Below are 16,824 nucleotides of genomic sequence, written 5' to 3' on the forward strand. Positions count from 1 at the left end.
GCAACATGGATCGCAGGACGTTCATCACCGGCGCGCTCGGCTTAGCGACCATCCCGGCACCGTGGATGGTGGCGCGAGCGCAGGGCGGCCCTGTGAAGCTCCTCCTCGTCCGCGAACACAGTTATGACACCAAATGTCTGCCGTGCGTGGCCGGCAAGCTCTACGGAGTGCCAAGCAACATCAACCTGGATACCGCCGAACAGGCCACGGGCTTGCTCACGTTCATCACCGACACGGTCGAACTGAGCTATGAGCCCGACAGTGGCCGCCCCTCATCCATCCCCGAAGCCACCTACAGCGCCAGCGTACGCACGGACGCTACCAAGAGGTGGATGTGGAGCGGCAACGAACTCAACGCAGGCGCGGTACTGCAGGACAGGGCGTGGCGGCTCGAACTCGCAAACGTACCGCACAGAACCGCCATCCAGTTCCACTACGGCCGCGACGCAAGCTGGTCCCGAGGCTGCATCATCCTCGGCCACAAAACGCCCTCATGCCCTGCTCGCAGTCCCTGCAGCTTTTCTGATTCCCCAGAACCGTCAATCAAATCCCTACGCAACTATGTCGAGAGCAATGCGATGGCCTCAAATACCCCAATCCGCGTGCGTGTCGCAGGTGCTTGAGAGGAGGGTAATGCCCATCAAAACACTGCTTATGACCGCCATATCCTGCGCGGAAGCGAACGACCTGATGTGGAAATGATGCTCAATGTCTCGGTAGGATCAGAACGGTTCGTTGCTATCATAGTGCTACAGCGTAGACATAGTGCTCATCTTCATCGGGCATGGCCCGCCAATCGTCGTGCTTCGTCGCTGGGTCGCAACGGCCGCGACCTTTTACGACCGCCGTCGAACGATCGGGCTCCGGCGCAAGCGCCCGAACGCCGCCGGGCCGGTCAGATCGTTGCTCGCTGTGAATACTTCACGCCGGCGGGATGGTGGAGCCGAGGGGGATCGAACCCCTGACCTTCGCAATGCCATTGCGACGCTCTCCCAGCTGAGCTACGGCCCCATCCGGTCCGGGAAAGTGCGCCCTAGCGGCCGCACACCGGGCTGGCAAGCGGCCCCCGGGCGAGGCGCCTGCGCTTTTCCTCAATGCTCGTCGTCTTCCGTCACGGTCTCGACACCCAGGTCGTCGTCGCCGCCCAGATCGACCTCGTCATCGGCCGAGGGCTCGCCCTCGTCACCCGCCGCGATCGCCTCCAGTTCCGCGTCCTCCCCTTCCAGATCGCTGTCGGGCGCCTTGGCGACCGCCTTGACCTGCTCGAACGCGAGCGGCTGCTTCGATTTCAGGATCGGCTCGGGATTCCACGCATAGCCGCAGTTGATGCAGGCGACCGGTTCATCCTTGTGGAGATCATAGAAACGCGTGGAGCATTTCGGGCACTGGCGCTTCGTGCCCCATTCCGGCTGGATCATGCCGTGCATGGCCTTTCATGTTGGGTGTTCGAGGTCTGTCGCCTCGAAAATCGGGCGCGCCTTGCCATGGCGCAACCCCCCTGTCAAAGCCGCCGCCCGATGTCGGCCGCCGCTCCCCGCCCCTTCGCCGTCGCCGCGTCCGGGCCGCTCATCGGCTGCGTGGCCGTGCCGGGCGACAAGTCGATCAGCCATCGCGCGGTGATGCTGGCGAGCCTCGCCGTCGGCGAGAGCCGGGTGGAGGGGCTGCTGGAAGGCGAGGACGTGCTCGCCACCGCGGCGGCCCTTCGCGCCATGGGCGCGACGATCGAGCGTGGCGCGGATGGCGCGTGGCGCATCCACGGTGTCGGCGTCGGCGGGCTGCTCCAGCCCGAGGCGGCGCTGGCGATGGGCAACTCCGGTACCTCGACGCGCCTCCTGATGGGGCTTGTCGCGTCGCATCCGATCACGGCGACGTTCACCGGCGATGCCAGCCTCTCGCGCCGGCCGATGGCGCGCGTCATCGAGCCGCTGGCGCGGATGGGCGCCGACATCATCGCCAGCCCCGCGGGCCGCCTGCCGCTGATGGTGCGCGGCCTCTTGCCCGCGATACCGATCCGCTACACGCTCCCGGTCGCCTCGGCGCAGGTCAAATCGGCGGTGCTGCTCGCCGGCCTCAACACGCCCGGGATCACGACGGTGGTGGAGCCGGTCGCCACGCGCGACCATTCCGAGCGCATGCTGCGCGGCTTCGGCGCCGAGCTGACCGTGGAGGAAACCGGCGAAGGCAGGGTCATCGGTGTGCGCGGCGAGGCGGAGTTGGTGCCGCAGCATATCATCGTGCCGGGCGACCCGTCGTCCGCGGCGTTCTGGACGGTCGCCGCGCTGGTCGTGCCGGGCTCGGACCTGCTGCTCCCGAACGTGCTCCTCAATCCGACCCGCGACGGCATCTATCGCGCGCTCCGCCTGATGGGCGGTGACATCGCGATCGTGAACGAGCGCGAGACCGGCGGCGAGCGCGTCGGCGACCTGCGCGTGCGCCACTCCGCGCTGACCGGCATTGAGGTTCCGCCCGAGCTCGCGCCCAGCATGATCGACGAATATCCCGCGCTGTTCGTCGCCGCTGCCTTCGCGCAGGGCCGCACCGTCGCGCGCGGCGCCCATGAGTTGCGCGTCAAGGAATCGGACCGGATCGCTGCGATGGCCGCAGCGCTCGGCACGGCGGGCGTCGCGGTGGAGGAGCATGAGGACGGCCTCACCATCGATGGCACGGGCGGCGAGCCGCTGCCCGGCGGCGGCCGTGTCGCCACGCGACTGGATCACCGTATCGCGATGAGCATGGCGATCGCCGGCCTCCATTCGCGCCGCCCGATAGCGATCGACGACGCGGTACCGATCGCCACCAGCTATCCGACGTTCTTGGCGACGATGGCGCGGCTAGGCGCATCTCCCACCTGGCTGAACGCATGATCATCGCGGTCGACGGCCCCGCGGCGTCGGGCAAGGGCACGGTCGCGAGGGCGCTGGCACGTCATTACGACCTGCCCCATCTCGATACCGGCCTGCTCTACCGCGCCGTCGCCGCCGCCGTGCGGCGGCTGGAGCTCGATCCGGCACGCGAGGCGGACGCGGTGGCGGCCTGCGATTTCGACGACCTGACGCTCGCCGATCCGGCGCTGCGCACCGACGAGATCGGCCAGCTCGCCTCGATCGTTTCGGCCCACCCGCTGGTCCGCGCCGCGCTGCTCCGTCGTCAGCAGCGCTTCGCCCGCCAGCCGCGCGGCGCGGTGCTGGACGGCCGCGACATCGGCACGGTCATCGCGCCCGACGCCGACGCCAAGCTGTTCGTGAAGGCGACCCCCGCGACGCGCGCGCGTCGCCGCTACGCCGAGCTCCAGGCGCACGGCGCGTCGATGAGCTACGACAGGGTCCTCGCGGACATTCGCGCCCGCGACCGGCGCGACATGCGCCGCGACGTGGCGCCGCTGGTGATGGCGGTCGATGCAATGCTGCTCGACACGAGTTTCCTGTCCATCGAGGCGAGCGTGCAGAAGGCGATCGCCATGGTAGATGGGCGGGTCGGCCGCGGAACGGGAGAGGCTCAGGCTTAACCGGCGCCGGGTCGGCGCGGCTCGGGCGGGTCTCACCCCGCAGCATCGTAATAGTCGGCCCAGGCGGAGCGCCGCCGCCGGTTGCGCGTCCTGAACGACCAAACCGCCAAGACCATCCCCGCCCCCAGCAAGCCGGCGAGCACGCCCATTGCTCCATACCCGGCCATTGTCTGCAGTGCGATCCAGAGCGACAAGGCGACGGCGACGAGGAATGCGACGAGGGCGGCGAAGACGCGCTTGCGCCCCCGCGGGTCGTTTGCCCCGAACGGCAGGACGACCGCCAGGGAGAGTGCGGCCGCCGACGTTCCCGCCGGGATGCCCGCGTTGATGTCGGCGTTCATCCAGAAAAGGCCACTGACCAGCAGGGTCAGCACCGCGAGTGCCGCGGCGGTCAGGCGAAGTCGGCTCATGTACGCTCCTGAAACTCGACCCGCCCCGCCGACTCGCGGCAAGGCTGCCGCCTATGCAATCATGTGGAGCGTTGAACAGCTGAATTGTAGATGGACGGTGAGCTGAGGCGCGGTCCGCGGCGCGCTTCGGACACGAGGGCGTCGCTCAGCGGCGATCCGGCTCGCGTCGGAACGAGTCAGGTTGCCCGCGAAACGGGCGGCCGGCAGCGATGGCGATCGCGCGCGCCCACCTTGCTCACCTGTCCTCGATCCGCTATCAGCAATGCGTCCGGCGGGCGATGCTTGCGGAGGAAGGCGCGGAGGCTTGCCCTGTCGCGCCGTTTTCGCATTGGCGCAATCCTTCCTCCCGAGCCCTGTCCGCCCGGATGCCGCGTCCGCATGGGGCGACCGCGGCGGCATCGGCTTGAAGACCGCTGGAACCAACCGGCCGGCCGGAAACGACGACACGAGGATTACCTGAACTCTATGGCTACCCAAGCCCTTCCCACCCGCGACGATTTCGCCGCCATGCTGGACGAGATGTTCGGCGGCGCCGACAGCTTCGAGGGTCGCGTGGTGCACGGCACCGTGACAGCGATCGAGAACGACCTGGCCGTGATCGACGTCGGCCTGAAATCAGAAGGTCGCGTGCCGCTGCGCGAGTTCGCCGCGCCCGGCCAGAAGGCCGAGCTGAAGGTCGGCGACGAGGTCGAGGTCTATGTCGATCGCGTCGAGAACATGCACGGCGAGGCGATGCTCAGCCGTGACCGCGCGCGGCGCGAGGCGGCGTGGGACAAGCTGGAGACCGAGTTCGCCAAGCAGACCCGCGTCGAGGGCGTGATCTTCGGCCGCGTCAAGGGCGGCTTCACCGTCGACCTGTCGGGCGCGGTGGCCTTCCTGCCCGGCTCGCAGGTGGACATCCGCCCGGTCCGCGACGTGACGCCGCTGATGGACATCCCGCAGCCCTTCCAGATCCTGAAGATGGACCGCAAGCGCGGCAACATCGTCGTCTCGCGCCGCGCGGTGCTGGAGGAGACGCGCGCCGAGCAGCGCACCGGCCTGATCCAGTCGCTGCACGAGGGGCAGATCATCGACGGCGTGGTCAAGAACATCACCGATTACGGCGCCTTCGTCGACCTGGGCGGGATCGACGGCCTGCTGCACGTTACCGACCTCAGCTACAAGCGGGTCAATCACCCGTCGGAGGTGCTGAACATCGGCGACACCGTGAAGGTGCAGATCATCCGCATCAACAAGGACACGCAGCGCATCTCGCTGGGCATGAAGCAGCTGGAGAGCGATCCGTGGGACGGCGCCTCGGCCAAATACCCGATCGGCGCCAAGCTGTCGGGCCGCGTCACCAACATCACCGAATATGGCGCCTTCGTCGAGCTGGAGGCGGGCATCGAGGGCCTGGTCCACGTCTCCGAGATGAGCTGGACCAAGAAGAACGTCCACCCCGGCAAGATCGTCTCCACCTCGCAGGAGGTCGACGTGATGGTGCTGGAGGTCGACGAGGACAAGCGCCGCATCAGCCTCGGCCTCAAGCAGGCACAGTCCAATCCGTGGGAGGCGTTCGCCGCCGCGCACCCGGTCGGCTCGACCGTCGAGGGCGAAGTCAAGAACGCGACCGAGTTCGGGCTGTTCATCGGGCTGGACAACGATGTCGACGGGATGGTGCACATGTCCGACATCGCCTGGGGCGTGGCGGGCGAGGACGCGCTGGCGCTCCACCGCAAGGGCGAGACGGTGCAGGCCGTCGTGCTCGACGTCGACCCGGAGAAGGAGCGCATCTCGCTCGGCATGAAGCAGCTGGAGCGCGGCGGTCCCGTGGCGGGCGGTACGGCCGCGGCCGGCGATCGCCTGGGCAAGAACCAGGTCATCACGGTGACGGTGCTGGAGGTGCGCGACAGTGGGCTGGAGGTGCAGGCCGGCGACGACGGCGCATCCGGCTTCATCAAGCGCAGCGATCTCGGCCGCGACCGCGACGAGCAGCGGCCGGAGCGCTACCAGGTCGGGCAGAAGTTCGACGCGATGGTGACGGGCTTTGACCGGTCCAAGAAGCCGACCTTCTCGATCAAGGCGATGCAGATCTCCGAGGAGAAGCAGGCCGTGGCGCAGTATGGATCGTCCGACTCGGGCGCGTCGCTGGGCGACATCCTCGGCGCGGCGCTGAAGGCGCGCTCGGGAGAGTGAACAACCGGGCCGGGACGTCGCGCGCGGCGGCGTCCCGGCTTGGGCCATGTCGCATGCTTGCTATTCCGCAGGGAGTAGCGTTCGTATCAACGGGAATGATCTGAGCGGGGGCAGGATGATCCGATCCGAACTGGTGCAGAAGTTGGGCGAGCAGAATGAAGGGCTGTCTCCGCGCGAGGTGGAGGCGATCGTCGCCACCTTCTTCGATTCGATCACGCGCCGGCTTGCCGAGAACGGCCGTGTCGAGCTGCGCGGCTTCGGTGCCTTCTCCACCCGTCCTCGCGACGCACGCGACGGCCGCAACCCGCGCACCGGCGACGCCGTCGCCGTCGACGCCAAGCGCGTCCCCTATTTCAAACCCGGCAAGGAAATGCGCGCCCGGCTCAACGTCTGACGCTTGATTTGTCGGATGGCTTGCGGCTTGTCCGCCGTCGTGGGCGGACGTGGCGAAATCGGTAGACGCTGCCGACTTAAAATCGGCTTCCTCTGGAATGCGGGTTCGAGTCCCGCCGTCCGCACCACGCTCTTCGCGCTCGCGCTTGCCGGTTGCCAGCGAAGTTCGGACGTCGGCCCGGTTCGGGTCAGCGCGATCGGTGGCCGTCCGGTTTTGACGGACACCGGCAAGGGCGCGCTCGGCCTGCCTTCGCGCCTGCTGATCGACGCGGTCGCGCAGGGGTTGGTTCGTTTCGACGCAGCGGGCCAGATCGAGCCCGGCCTGGCGGAGCGCTGGATCGTGACGGACGGCGGCATGAGCTACATCTTCCGCCTGCGCGAGGCGCGCTGGGCGGACGGCACATCCGTCACCGCCGAGCAGGTCGCCGACCGACTGCAACGCCAGCTCGCGCCGGGCGCGCGCAACCCGCTCGCCCCGTTCCTCACCGCGGTCGACCAGGTCGTCGCGATGACGCCGCAGGTGGTGGAGGTGCAACTCAAGCGGCCCCGGCCCGACCTGCTCAAGCTGTTCGCCCAGCCCGAGCTCGCGCTGCTCCGCCGCGGCAGCGGCAGCGGCCCTCTGGAGCTGCGCGAGGACGCCCGTACGCTGCTGCTGCGTCCCCTGCCCGATCCCGACAGTCCGCAAGTCGTCGGGCCGGAGGACCAGGTGCGGTTGACCGGCGAGCGCGCCGCGCTCGCGGTTGCGCGGTTCGCGGCGGGGCAGACGGATTTGGTGGCCGGCGGCAGCTTCGCCGACTGGCCGCTCGCGGTGCGCGCGCAGCTGGCCGCCGGCGCGCTCCGCATCGATCCGGCGGCCGGGCTGTTCGGCCTGTCGATCGTCAGCCGCGATGGCTTCCTCGCCGATCCGGCCAACCGGGCAGCGGTGGCCCAGGCCTTCGACCGCGGCGCGATCACCGCCGCCGTGCCGGGTTGGCCGGCGACCGAGCGGCTGCTGCCGGAGCAACTCGACTCGGTTGCCCCGCCGGTTTCGCCTGCCTGGGCGGCGCTGCCGCTCGACCAGCGGCGGGCCGCGGCGCGGGCGCAGGTCGCTGCGTGGGGCCGCCCGGTGACGCTGCGCCTCGCGCTTCCCGCCGGGCCGGGCGCGACCGAGCTGTGGGGCCAGCTCGCCGGCGTGCTGCGCGGCCTGGGTGTCATGCCTGTCCGCGTCCCGATCGCCGTCCCGGCCGACCTGCGGCTGCTCGACGCCGTCGCGCCCTACGACAGCGCGCGCTGGTATCTCGCTTCGGCCTGCCAGCCCTGCGGCGCGGCTGCGCTCGCGGCCGTGCTCGCCGCCCGCGATGCGTCGAGCGTGGCCGAGCGGGCGCAGCGGATCGCCGAAGCGGATGCGGCGGTCGCCGCCGACACGCCGTTCATCCCGCTCGCGCGGCCGCTGCGCTGGTCACTGGTCGCCCCGCGCCTGAAGGCGTGGCAGCCGAACACCCGTGCCTGGCACCCGTTGAACCGGTTGCGCGCCGATCCCACTTGACCGGCATGGCAGACACCACGCGCATCCACCCGAGCCTGCTCGATCGCCTGCCGGTCGGGCGCGATCCCGCCGCGGTGCGCCGCCGGATCGAGGCGATGGAGCACCTGCTGGAGGGGCTGTTCACCATCCCCGGCATCAACCGGCGCGTCGGGCTGGACGTCATCCTCGATCTGCTGCCGGTCGCGGGCGATACGGTCGCCGCCGCGCTGGGCGCGTGGATGGCGTGGGAAGCGCGCAATCTCGGCATGTCGAAGGTGCAGGTCGCGCGCATGTTCGGCAACGTCGGCATCGACTGGCTGCTCGGACTCATTCCGTTCGTCGGCGCGATCCCGGACTTCTTCTTCCGCTCCAACACGCGCAATCTGAAGATGATCAAGCGGCACCTGGACAAGCACCACCCCGCGACCGCGCTGGTCGATCAGCGGTAACGCGCGCCCGTCTCGATCCTGACCGCCGTCGTCGGGCTCACACCGCCGCTGCCGGCCCGGCACCGCGTGTAGCGGAAACGGGTGTCGAGGCAGAGCCACAGCTCGTCCAGCCAGCCGCGCCGGTTCACCGTCACGCGCACGGCCTCTGCCGGTAGCCCCGGATTGGCATCGGCCAAGGCCCGCGAGAGGCTGCCCGCGCTGATGCGGTCTCGCCCCAGCACCGCCATGTCGGGGAAGCGCAATTGGCGGAACAGCCCCGTCGACCGCGCGAAGTAGCTCGCCGGCGTGGCGCCCGTCACGCAGGTACCGTGCTTGGCCCATTCATGCTGGAGCAGCTGCGCGGACGGCGTCGCGCACAGCGCGCCGCGGATCACCGGCTCGGGCAGCAACGGGGTCGTCCGGCAGTATTGCGGCCAGTCCTTGCCGATGCCGTCGGGCCAGAGCCCGTGCAGCGTGAAGCCGAACCGATTGCCGCCGCCGCACTCCAGCCGCGCGCCCTGGTCGCGCACATGGGCATGGCAGTATTCGGGCGACCAGGTGAGCGCCAGCGTGTAGCCGCCGATCGGCAGCAGCCGCTGCGGCTGGTCCGCGCTGGCGAGATCGGGATGGGGCCGCTCGACCTGCCCCGGCACCGAACAGCGGATGGCCTGCGCCGCGGCGGCGGTGGGCGCCAGCAGCGCGGCGGCGGCGAGCAGTGCCCTCACGCGACTTCCTCCGGCGCGCCGGCGAACCAGGCGATGGCGCCCGGCGTGAACAGCATCGCTACTGCGGCGACCTGCAGCGCCAGCGCCGCCAGGGACAGGCCACCGCTCAGGCTGCCCCATGTCGCGCCCCCCTGCATCGAGGTGGCTGTCGCGTACACATTGTAGACGGTGAACAGCACCAGCAGCCATTTCGCCACGGCGGAGCCCCGGCGGGCGATGAAGAACCACAGCACCAGCGTGACCAGGGCGGCAATCGCCACTCCGGCCGCCACGATGGCGTTGAGGGCGGTCGCGCTGAGCCCGCTCGCTCCGGACTTCGTGGCGGCCTGCTCGACCATCGCGGGCCAGACGAGCACCGCCCCCGCCAGGGTCAGCGCCAGCGATCCCAGGAACAGCAGCTCGAACACCCTTATGACCCGTGGTCGCGCCATCATCGCCCCTCCCTCGTGCCGCAACCTAACCGCCATTCACACGTCAGCGCAACGTGAAGTCCAGCCCGATATCCGCGGCCGGCGCCGATTGGGTGAGCCGGCCGACGCTGACATAGCTCACGCCGGTTTCGCCGATCGCACGGATCGTCTCCAGCGTAACGCCGCCCGACGCCTCGGTCGGCACGCGGCCGCCGACCAGCGTCACCGCGCCCCGGAGCGTCGTCGGGTCCATATTGTCGAGCAGCAGCCAGGTCGCCCCGGCGGCGAGCGCCGGCTCGATCTGGTCTACCTGGTCGACCTCGACGATGATGCGCGTGATCCCGGCCGCGGCCGCGCGCCGCACCGCCTCGCCGACGCCGCCGGCCACCGCCACGTGATTGTCCTTGATCATCGCCGCATCCCACAGCCCCATGCGGTGGTTCTGCGCGCCGCCCATCCGCGTGGCGTATTTCTCCAGCACCCGCAGGCCGGGCAACGTCTTGCGCGTGTCGAGCAGCGTCGCGCCGGTGCCGAGCAGCTTGTCGGCATAGGCGCGGGTAAGCGTCGCGATGCCGGACAGGTGCTGGACCGTGTTGAGCGCCGAGCGTTCGGCCGTCAGCAGCGCGCGCGCGTCGCCCTCCAGCCGCAGCAGGTCCGCGCCCGCCGCCACCCGCGCACCATCTTCCGCCAGCGCCTCGATGCGGGCGGCGGGATCGAGCACACGGAAGAACGCCTCGGCGATCGGCAGTCCGGCAACGACGATCGCATCCCGACTGTCCATCACGCCGGTGAAGCGTGCATCGGCCGGGATCACCGCGGCGGAGGTGATGTCGCCCGCGTCGCCCAGGTCCTCGGCGAGCGTGCTTCGGACGAAGCGGTCGAGGTCGAAGCCGGGTAAATCCATCGCGTCGCTGTGCGAGGGCAGGTGATGGCTGACAAGGGCCTGTCCCGCCCACTTCGCTACTGCCTGTGCCGTCCCCGCTCCGCGCTTCGATCAAGGAAGCACAGCTCGGCGCGACGCGCAGCCCGACCGGCCTCAGTCTCCCGTCACGCGTGCGGGCCCCAGATCGCCCCGCCCCACCGTAGCGCTCGCCATCGACAGCATCGCGTCGAGGCTCTTCTTCGCGCGCAGGCGTAGCCCTTCCTCGATCTCGACGCGCGGCGCCAGGTCACGGAGCGCGACATAGAGCTTCTCGATCGTGTTGAGCGCCATGTACGGACAGATATTGCAGTTGCAGTTGCCGTCCGCGCCGGGCGCGCCGATGAATGTCTTGCCCGGCAGCGCCTTCTGCATCTGGTGAATGATATGCGGCTCGGTGGCGACGATCAGCGTGTCGCCGGGAAAGCTCTTGGCGAACTCCAGGATCCCGCGCGTCGAGCCGACATAGTCGGCATGGTCGAGGATCACCGCCGGACATTCCGGATGCGCCGCCACCGGCGCGCCCGGATGCGCGGCGCGCAGCTTGAGCAGCTCGGTCTCGCTGAACGCCTCGTGGACGATGCACACGCCCGGCCACAGCAGCATCTCGCGCCCCGTCTTGCGGACGAGATAGCCGCCGAGGTTGCGGTCGGGGCCGAAGATGATCTTCTGGTCGGCGGGAAGCTGCGCGAGGATCGTCTCCGCCGACGACGAGGTGACGATGATGTCCGACAGCCCTTTCACCTCGGCCGAGCAGTTGATGTAGGTGAGCGCGATATGGTCCGGGTGCGCGGCGCGGAAGGCGGCGAACTGCGCGGGCGGGCAGCTGTCCTCCAGCGAGCAGCCGGCGTCCATGTCGGGCAGCACGACGATCTTGTCGGGCGACAGGATCTTGGCGGTCTCGGCCATGAAGCGGACGCCGCAAAAGGCGATCACGTCCGCGTCGGTCTCCGCCGCGCGGCGCGACAGGTCGAGGCTGTCGCCGACGAAGTCGGCCAGGTCCTGCAGCTCGGGCTTCTGGTAATAATGCGCCAGGATCACCGCGTTGCGCTCGCGGCGCAGGCGATCGATCTCGGTGCGGAGGTCGAGGCCGGTGAGATTGAGCGGTTGCGCGGTCATCGTGACAACGTAGGATCGGCGAGCACCTCTTCAATCGAGCGGGACCGATCCCAGGCGCGATCGTCGGCCGGCCGCGGATCGGTAGCGAGACGCACCCGCACCTGCACGCCGTTCAATCCGGCGGCAGCGAGCGTCGTGCGGATCAGCGCGGTCACCTCCGTCCGGGCCGAGGCACCGGCCCGGACGAGATAGGCGGCGCGCCGCCCACGCTCCTGTGCGGCCGCGCTCAGGCGGCTGGAGACCTGCTGCTGCATGGCGAGGCCGCACTTGCGCGAGATGAACAGGCCGGACTGCGCGCTCCGCGCCCGGCTCATGTCAATCGCGGGCGGCTCCACCGTCACGCCGGGCACTTCGACGAACATGATCCGATCTCTGGCGTCCCAGCGGAAGCTGGCGCGATCGACCCTGCTCAGGTCGACCATATAGTTGATCGAGTAAGGCGCCACCGTCTTCTGCTGGCTCCCGAACAGGTAGGCACTGGTGCAATCGCCTCGCGACACGACTTGGCCGCTCAGCCGCGCGGCTCGGAGCTCACCGGTAGCCTCGAACCTTGCGCTCAGCACGCGCGAGGCGGCGAGACCGGCGTCCAGTTCGGCCTGCTCGCGCCGCCGCCTTTCCTGGGTCAGGCGGCGCTGCTGCAACAGTCCCACCGCCAAGAGCGCCAGGACCAGGATGGCGGCTACGCGCCAGCCGTGCTTGCCCACCGGCCCTCCCCCGCCTCGCCGACGAGCCCGCGCCCGCGCAGGTCGATCAGATGCGCCAGCACCGAGCGCTCGGCGGCGGGAAGCAGGCGCGGATCGAGCCCGGCATACATGCGCACCGTCATCGCCGGGATCGCCTGCGGACCGTCTTCGAGGAGCCGCAGGATCTGCCCCTCGCGCTGCTTGCGGTGACCGAGCAGGCCGCGGACCAGCCGGCGCGGATTGTCGATCAGGTCGCCATGGCCGGGATAATAGACGCGGTCCTCGCGGCCGAGCAGCTTGTCGAGGCTCGCCATATAGTCGGTCATGTCGCCGTCGGGGGGCGAGACGACGCTGGTCGACCAGCCCATGACGTGATCGCCCGAGAACAGCGCGCCGGTTTCCGCGAGCGCAAACGCGAGGTGGTTGGAGGTGTGGCCGGGCGTGGTGATCGCTCCTAGTGTCCAGCCTTCTCCCGCCACCGTGTCGCCTTCGGCCAGCACCCTTGCGGGGGCGTAATCGAGATCGAACGCGGCGTCGGCGCGAGGCCCGTCATCGCCGACGAAGACGGGTGCGGCGCCGACGATGGGCGCGCCCGTCGCCGCGGCGAGCGGGCGTGACCCGGGGCTGTGATCGCGATGGTGGTGGGTGATGACGATCGCGGTCACGGGTCGCCCGGCGACGGCGGCGCGCAGCGCCTCGATGTGCGCGGGCTCGTCGGGGCCGGGGTCGACCACTGCGAGGTCGGTCGTCCCGACGATATGCGTCTGGGTGCCGGTATAGGTGAAGGGCGACGGGTTGGGCGCGAGGACGCGCGCGACCAGCGGCTCGAGCTGGACGAGCGTCCCGGGGGCGGCCTGTGGCATGGGGCGGGAGATGGCGGTTGCCGCGGGCGATGGCAACTTCCTAAATCCTCCCCGGGACGGGGAGGTGGCGCGCGTAGCGCGTGACGGAGGGGGGCTCCAATCTGGGCGGCGAACCTGGCTTTGGGCCCTCTCCACCACCAGCCCTAGTGGGCCGGCGGTCCCCCTCCCCGTCCCGGGGAGGATCTTAGTCCTTCGCGTCGTCCTTCAGCTCGGCTTCCGCGTCGGCGATGCTGGTGAGGGCCTCGCGGCGCTGGTTGTCGCTGAGGTTCCGGTCGCGCTCGATCGCGGCGCGCGCGACGCCGAGGCTGGAGCGGGCGGTCATGCGCGCGCTGCGCTCAATGTCGCCGCCGTCTGCGGCGATACGCTCGGCATCCTTGGTCATCGGCTCGATGCGGTTGGTGCAGACCACAATGCGCTGCTTGCCGCCCTTGACCGAGTTCTCGACCACCGGGCCCGTGGCGTCGCCCGGGCAATTGATGCTGCTGATGCTGCTGATCTCGGGCATGTTCACCACCCACGCCCGGGTCAGGCCGTCCTTGCCGTTTTCGGTACGGACGCTGCGGATCATCACCCGCACATCGCCCGGCTTCCCCGCGACCGCCGGAGGCGTTGGGGGGAGCGGCAGGTCGTGCTCAGCAATATATTTGTCGGCGTCCGTGCCCTCATAGGTCGTGGTCTTGCCGTCCCTGACGATGACGACGCGCTTCTTGTCGACCCGCGTCGGCGCGTCGCTCGACATCGTTGGGGTCGATCGCACGACCGGCACGACCGGCACGGGCGGGACCGGCGGGACGGGCGGGACCGGCTCGACGGGCGTGGTCTGGAGCACGTCGCCGACGCTGTCCTTGATCGCCTCGGCGGCGGCGCTGCTCGACGCGGTGAGGCCAAGGCCGCCCGCGATCAGCAGCGTCACGGCGGCGGAACCGGCCGCGAGGCGGCGACGCGAGGCGCGCGAGGTGGTCAACATACGCAATCTCCCTTTCAGGTCGGATATGGTGTGGAGGTGGCAGGCGGCGGACACCGCGCCGCCGTGCGCCGCCTTGACGATCGCGCGGCCGTACGCATGGCGCGTTTCCGGTCCGCGGCCGGCGAGCACGCGGGCGTCGTTGGCCAGCTCCTGATCGGCGCGGAACGCATGGAAGGCGCGCCAGGCGAGCGGATTGAACCAGTGCAGGGCCAGCACCACCAGCGCCGCCCAATTGGCGTGAAGGTCGTGCCGGGCGTGATGGCCCAGTTCGTGCGCCAGCGCCAGCGAACGCTCGTCGGCGTCGTAGCGCTCGGCGAAATCGGGCGGGAAGGCGATGTAGCGCCGCCAGATCCCGAAGGCGAGCGGCCCCGGCGCAGCGGCGCTGGTTAGGACAGAGACTCCATCAAAATCCCCGATCCGCTGGGCGTCCGTCAATACGCGCCGGCAGAAATGTCGGTGCCGCAGCGCGTGCCAGCCGAGGAACGCCGCCGCGCCCGCCGCCCAGAAAAGGACCAGGGCTTGGCCCCCGGGAAAGGCCGCGGGCGCGGCCGCCACGGCGCGGGCGGGTGCGACGATCAGCACCGTGACGGTCTCGCCCGCGCGGGTGATCGGCGTGGCGGCGGCATGTCGCCACCAGCCGGCGGGCAGCGCGGGCAGAAAGAAACGGAACAGCGGCAGCGCCCACAGCGCATAGGCGACCTGCGGCCCGAAGGCGCGACGGACGCGCCCGCGCACGAGCAGCACGACTGCGATCAGCAGCGCGGACGCGATCAGGGCATCGATCGCCCAGGACATGACGCTAGCGGCGGTCATCCTTCAGCTCCTTCAGCAGAGCCTCGATCTCGGCGACGTCCTCGGCGGTCAGCGCGTCGCGCGCGGCGAGATGGGCGACGAGCGGGGTCAGCCGGCCGCCGAACAGCCGGTCGATCAACCTGCGCGACTCGCCCTCCACGTAATCGCCGCGCGCGACGAGGGGGCGATAGAGGTAGCGCCGCCCGTCTTCCTCGTGCGCAATCGCACCCTTGGCGAGCAGGCGGCCGAGCAGCGTCTTGACCGTGTTGGCGCTCCAGCCGCGCGCGGGATCGACGCGCTCCGCCACGCCCTGCGCGGTGAGCGGGCTCTCCTCCCACAGCACTTCCATCACCGCATGCTCGGCATCGCTGATCCGATCGGCCACGACTCGCTCCTGCTGACTACGCACGTAATCACCTTGACTACGGTCGTAGTCAACTCTTAGCTCCTGCGGCTGGGCGCGGCGGTAAAATGTCGGACCGGCTTACATCCGGCCGCAGCCGCTACCATTCGTTAACTATCGAAGTGCAGGACATCAGCCCTCGGCACATGCTGGCACGGCGCCTGCATCGTCGTGAGAACCGAACGCGGACGAGCCGCGCTTCAGACGGGTGGACCGGCCGCTTCGGCGATCTCGCGCCGGTCCACCCGCACCCGGCCTCCCGGCGCGCGCGCTGCCGCGCGGGCCAGCGCCGGCGGATACACCTCGACGAACAGGCGCTCGAAGGTTCGCCGCCAGCTGAAGCCGTGCTCGACATGCGCGCGGGCGGCGCCCCCCATCGCCCGCGGATCGCCGCGCCAGACCGCCGCGACGTTCCCCGCCATCGCGTCCACGTCATCGACCGGGCTCAGCAGGCCCAATCCCGCCGGCACGCGCGCGGGCATCGCGCCCGAGGCGACGCCGACCACCGGCAGCCCCGCCGCCTGCGCCTCCAGCACCGAAATGCCGAACGTCTCGTTGGCCATCGCCGAGACATAGATGTCGCCCGATGCCAGCGCCCGCGCCAGGCGCGTCCGCTCCGGCTCGAAGCCGGGGAAGGCGATCGGCAGGTCACGCGCCGCCACGATCAGCGGCGCGCGCAGCTTGCCGTCCCCGACCATTACCATCGCCGCGCCGAGCCCGGGCGGCAGGCGGCGGAACATGCTGACCAGCCGGTCCGCGCTCTTCTCGTTGTCGATGCGACCGGCATAGACCAGCAGCGGGCCGTTCCCCGGCAGCCCCAGCTCGGCGCGCCACGCCGGATCGCGTCTGGCCGGCGAAAAGAGCTCGGTATCGACGCCGAGCGGCAGGACGCTGGTGCGGGCGATGCCCAGCCGCGCCAGCGCCGTTCGCGCGTCCTCGCCCAGGGTATAGACCCAGTCGAACGCCTGGTAGGTGGCCCGCGCGTAGCCGAGGCTGAGCCAGTGGAAGCCGCGCCCGATCACGGGGCCGAACAAGCCGAACGCGACCCGCTTCACATGCGCGTTGGGGAAATCGGTGCGATAGCCGGCAACCAGCGCCGTGCCCGGAAAGCGCCGGCGGTGATGAATCGCCGCCCAGGGCAGCACCCATGGGCAGAGCGACTCGATCAGGTCCGGCCGATGCTCGGCGAGGATGGCGCGCACGGCGCCGACGCGCAGGATGAAGCGGTAATCGGGGCTGCCGCGCACCATGTCGGCGGCGACCTCGATCAGGGTATGGCGACCGCTCCCCGTCACGCGATCGGCCGGCCCCGGCACGATCTGCACCAGGTGATGCGGGGTGCGGGCCAGGATGTAGTCGCGTTTCTCGCGCAGATAGGTGCTGATGCCGCCGCCGGCCGTCGGTGAATAGCTCTGCGTCAGGTCGCAGAGGGTGAGCGGCCGATCCCGACGCTGCGCTGCGGCTCGCTCACCGTGTCGAAGCATCCGCCGCGATCTTTACAGAAAACGTCCCCGCCACGGGCTCGACG

General features: G+C 70.0%; 18 protein-coding genes and 2 tRNA genes. 8 read left to right on the plus strand and 12 right to left on the minus strand.

Translation table 11 applies throughout. The annotated features are described in order from the left end of the window. Positions 1-5: 5 nt before the first annotated feature. The gene (locus ACFE64_RS00300) at positions 6-623 is read left to right on the plus strand and encodes a DUF5675 family protein (RefSeq protein WP_375390441.1); all 618 of its coding nucleotides are present in this window, start codon (positions 6-8) and stop codon (positions 621-623) included. Between the two features lie 312 nt (positions 624-935). On the opposite strand, the gene ACFE64_RS00305 is transcribed toward ACFE64_RS00300, so the two are convergent. Beyond that, a tRNA-Ala gene (locus ACFE64_RS00305) sits at positions 936-1,011 on the minus strand. Between the two features lie 80 nt (positions 1,012-1,091). Next, positions 1,092-1,418 carry a TIGR02300 family protein gene (locus ACFE64_RS00310; RefSeq protein WP_375390476.1) on the minus strand — a complete coding sequence of 109 codons (327 nt, stop codon included), beginning with the start codon at positions 1,416-1,418 and terminating at the stop codon, positions 1,092-1,094. Positions 1,419-1,517: 99 nt separating this feature from the next. Between ACFE64_RS00310 and aroA the strand changes: the two genes are divergently transcribed. Beyond that, on the plus strand, positions 1,518-2,864 hold the full coding sequence (aroA, locus tag ACFE64_RS00315) for a 3-phosphoshikimate 1-carboxyvinyltransferase (RefSeq protein WP_375390442.1): 1,347 nt from the start codon (positions 1,518-1,520) through the stop codon (positions 2,862-2,864). Beyond that, a complete protein-coding gene (gene cmk / locus ACFE64_RS00320) occupies positions 2,861-3,505 on the plus strand; it encodes a (d)CMP kinase (protein ID WP_375390443.1) in 645 nt (214 codons plus the stop codon). Before aroA ends, cmk begins: the two co-directional genes overlap by 4 nt. Positions 3,506-3,537: 32 nt before the next feature. On the opposite strand, the gene ACFE64_RS00325 is transcribed toward cmk, so the two are convergent. Next, the gene (locus tag ACFE64_RS00325) at positions 3,538-3,915 is read right to left on the minus strand and encodes a hypothetical protein (protein ID WP_375390444.1); all 378 of its coding nucleotides are present in this window, start codon (positions 3,913-3,915) and stop codon (positions 3,538-3,540) included. Between the two features lie 465 nt (positions 3,916-4,380). Here ACFE64_RS00325 and rpsA point away from each other — a divergent pair, with 465 nt between their 5' ends. From rpsA to ACFE64_RS00350, 5 genes are all read left to right on the plus strand, one after another. Further along, on the plus strand, positions 4,381-6,090 hold the full coding sequence (rpsA, locus tag ACFE64_RS00330; RefSeq protein WP_375390445.1) for a 30S ribosomal protein S1: 1,710 nt from the start codon (positions 4,381-4,383) through the stop codon (positions 6,088-6,090). A 115-nt stretch (positions 6,091-6,205) separates the two neighbouring features. Further along, complete coding sequence (locus ACFE64_RS00335; protein WP_375390446.1) at positions 6,206-6,484, plus strand: integration host factor subunit beta; 279 nt, start codon at positions 6,206-6,208, stop codon at positions 6,482-6,484. A 43-nt stretch (positions 6,485-6,527) separates the two neighbouring features. After that, positions 6,528-6,611: transfer RNA gene (locus ACFE64_RS00340), tRNA-Leu, on the plus strand. Positions 6,612-6,697: 86 nt separating this feature from the next. Then, on the plus strand, positions 6,698-8,008 hold the full coding sequence (locus ACFE64_RS00345; RefSeq protein WP_375390447.1) for an ABC transporter substrate-binding protein: 1,311 nt from the start codon (positions 6,698-6,700) through the stop codon (positions 8,006-8,008). A gap of 5 nt (positions 8,009-8,013) precedes the next feature. Then, positions 8,014-8,436 (plus strand): DUF4112 domain-containing protein, encoded by a 423-nt coding sequence (locus ACFE64_RS00350; protein ID WP_375390448.1) that lies wholly within the window; start codon positions 8,014-8,016, stop codon positions 8,434-8,436. Here the strand turns inward: ACFE64_RS00350 and ACFE64_RS00355 are convergent. The 9 genes from ACFE64_RS00355 to ACFE64_RS00395 all read right to left on the minus strand — a co-directional run bounded on the left by ACFE64_RS00355 (position 8,427) and on the right by ACFE64_RS00395 (position 16,780). Beyond that, positions 8,427-9,140, minus strand: coding sequence for a ribonuclease T (locus ACFE64_RS00355; protein WP_375390449.1), 714 nt, complete (start codon positions 9,138-9,140; stop codon positions 8,427-8,429). The genes ACFE64_RS00350 and ACFE64_RS00355 overlap by 10 nt on opposite strands. Continuing rightward, positions 9,137-9,571, minus strand: a complete 435-nt coding sequence (locus ACFE64_RS00360) for a hypothetical protein (protein WP_375390450.1) — start codon at positions 9,569-9,571, stop codon at positions 9,137-9,139. Before ACFE64_RS00360 ends, ACFE64_RS00355 begins: the two co-directional genes overlap by 4 nt. A gap of 43 nt (positions 9,572-9,614) precedes the next feature. After that, entirely contained in the window at positions 9,615-10,454 is an 840-nt protein-coding gene (nadC, locus tag ACFE64_RS00365) for a carboxylating nicotinate-nucleotide diphosphorylase (RefSeq protein ID WP_375390451.1), read from the minus strand. Positions 10,455-10,586: 132 nt separating this feature from the next. Further along, positions 10,587-11,588 carry a quinolinate synthase NadA gene (nadA, locus tag ACFE64_RS00370; RefSeq protein ID WP_375390452.1) on the minus strand — a complete coding sequence of 334 codons (1,002 nt, stop codon included), beginning with the start codon at positions 11,586-11,588 and terminating at the stop codon, positions 10,587-10,589. Further along, entirely contained in the window at positions 11,585-12,292 is a 708-nt protein-coding gene (locus tag ACFE64_RS00375; RefSeq protein WP_375390453.1) for a hypothetical protein, read from the minus strand. Before ACFE64_RS00375 ends, nadA begins: the two co-directional genes overlap by 4 nt. Then, positions 12,268-13,134 (minus strand): MBL fold metallo-hydrolase, encoded by an 867-nt coding sequence (locus ACFE64_RS00380; RefSeq protein WP_375390454.1) that lies wholly within the window; start codon positions 13,132-13,134, stop codon positions 12,268-12,270. Before ACFE64_RS00380 ends, ACFE64_RS00375 begins: the two co-directional genes overlap by 25 nt. 184 nt (positions 13,135-13,318) lie before the next feature. Further along, the gene (locus ACFE64_RS00385) at positions 13,319-14,914 is read right to left on the minus strand and encodes a M56 family metallopeptidase (RefSeq protein WP_375390455.1); all 1,596 of its coding nucleotides are present in this window, start codon (positions 14,912-14,914) and stop codon (positions 13,319-13,321) included. Then, complete coding sequence (locus ACFE64_RS00390) at positions 14,901-15,278, minus strand: BlaI/MecI/CopY family transcriptional regulator (RefSeq protein ID WP_375390456.1); 378 nt, start codon at positions 15,276-15,278, stop codon at positions 14,901-14,903. The genes ACFE64_RS00385 and ACFE64_RS00390 overlap by 14 nt, the downstream gene beginning before the upstream one ends. A 218-nt stretch (positions 15,279-15,496) precedes the next feature. Next, complete coding sequence (locus ACFE64_RS00395; protein WP_375390457.1) at positions 15,497-16,780, minus strand: glycosyltransferase; 1,284 nt, start codon at positions 16,778-16,780, stop codon at positions 15,497-15,499. Positions 16,781-16,824 lie beyond the last annotated feature (44 nt).

The organism is uncultured Sphingomonas sp., from assembly GCF_964250165.1.
Classification (GTDB): domain Bacteria; phylum Pseudomonadota; class Alphaproteobacteria; order Sphingomonadales; family Sphingomonadaceae; genus Sphingomonas.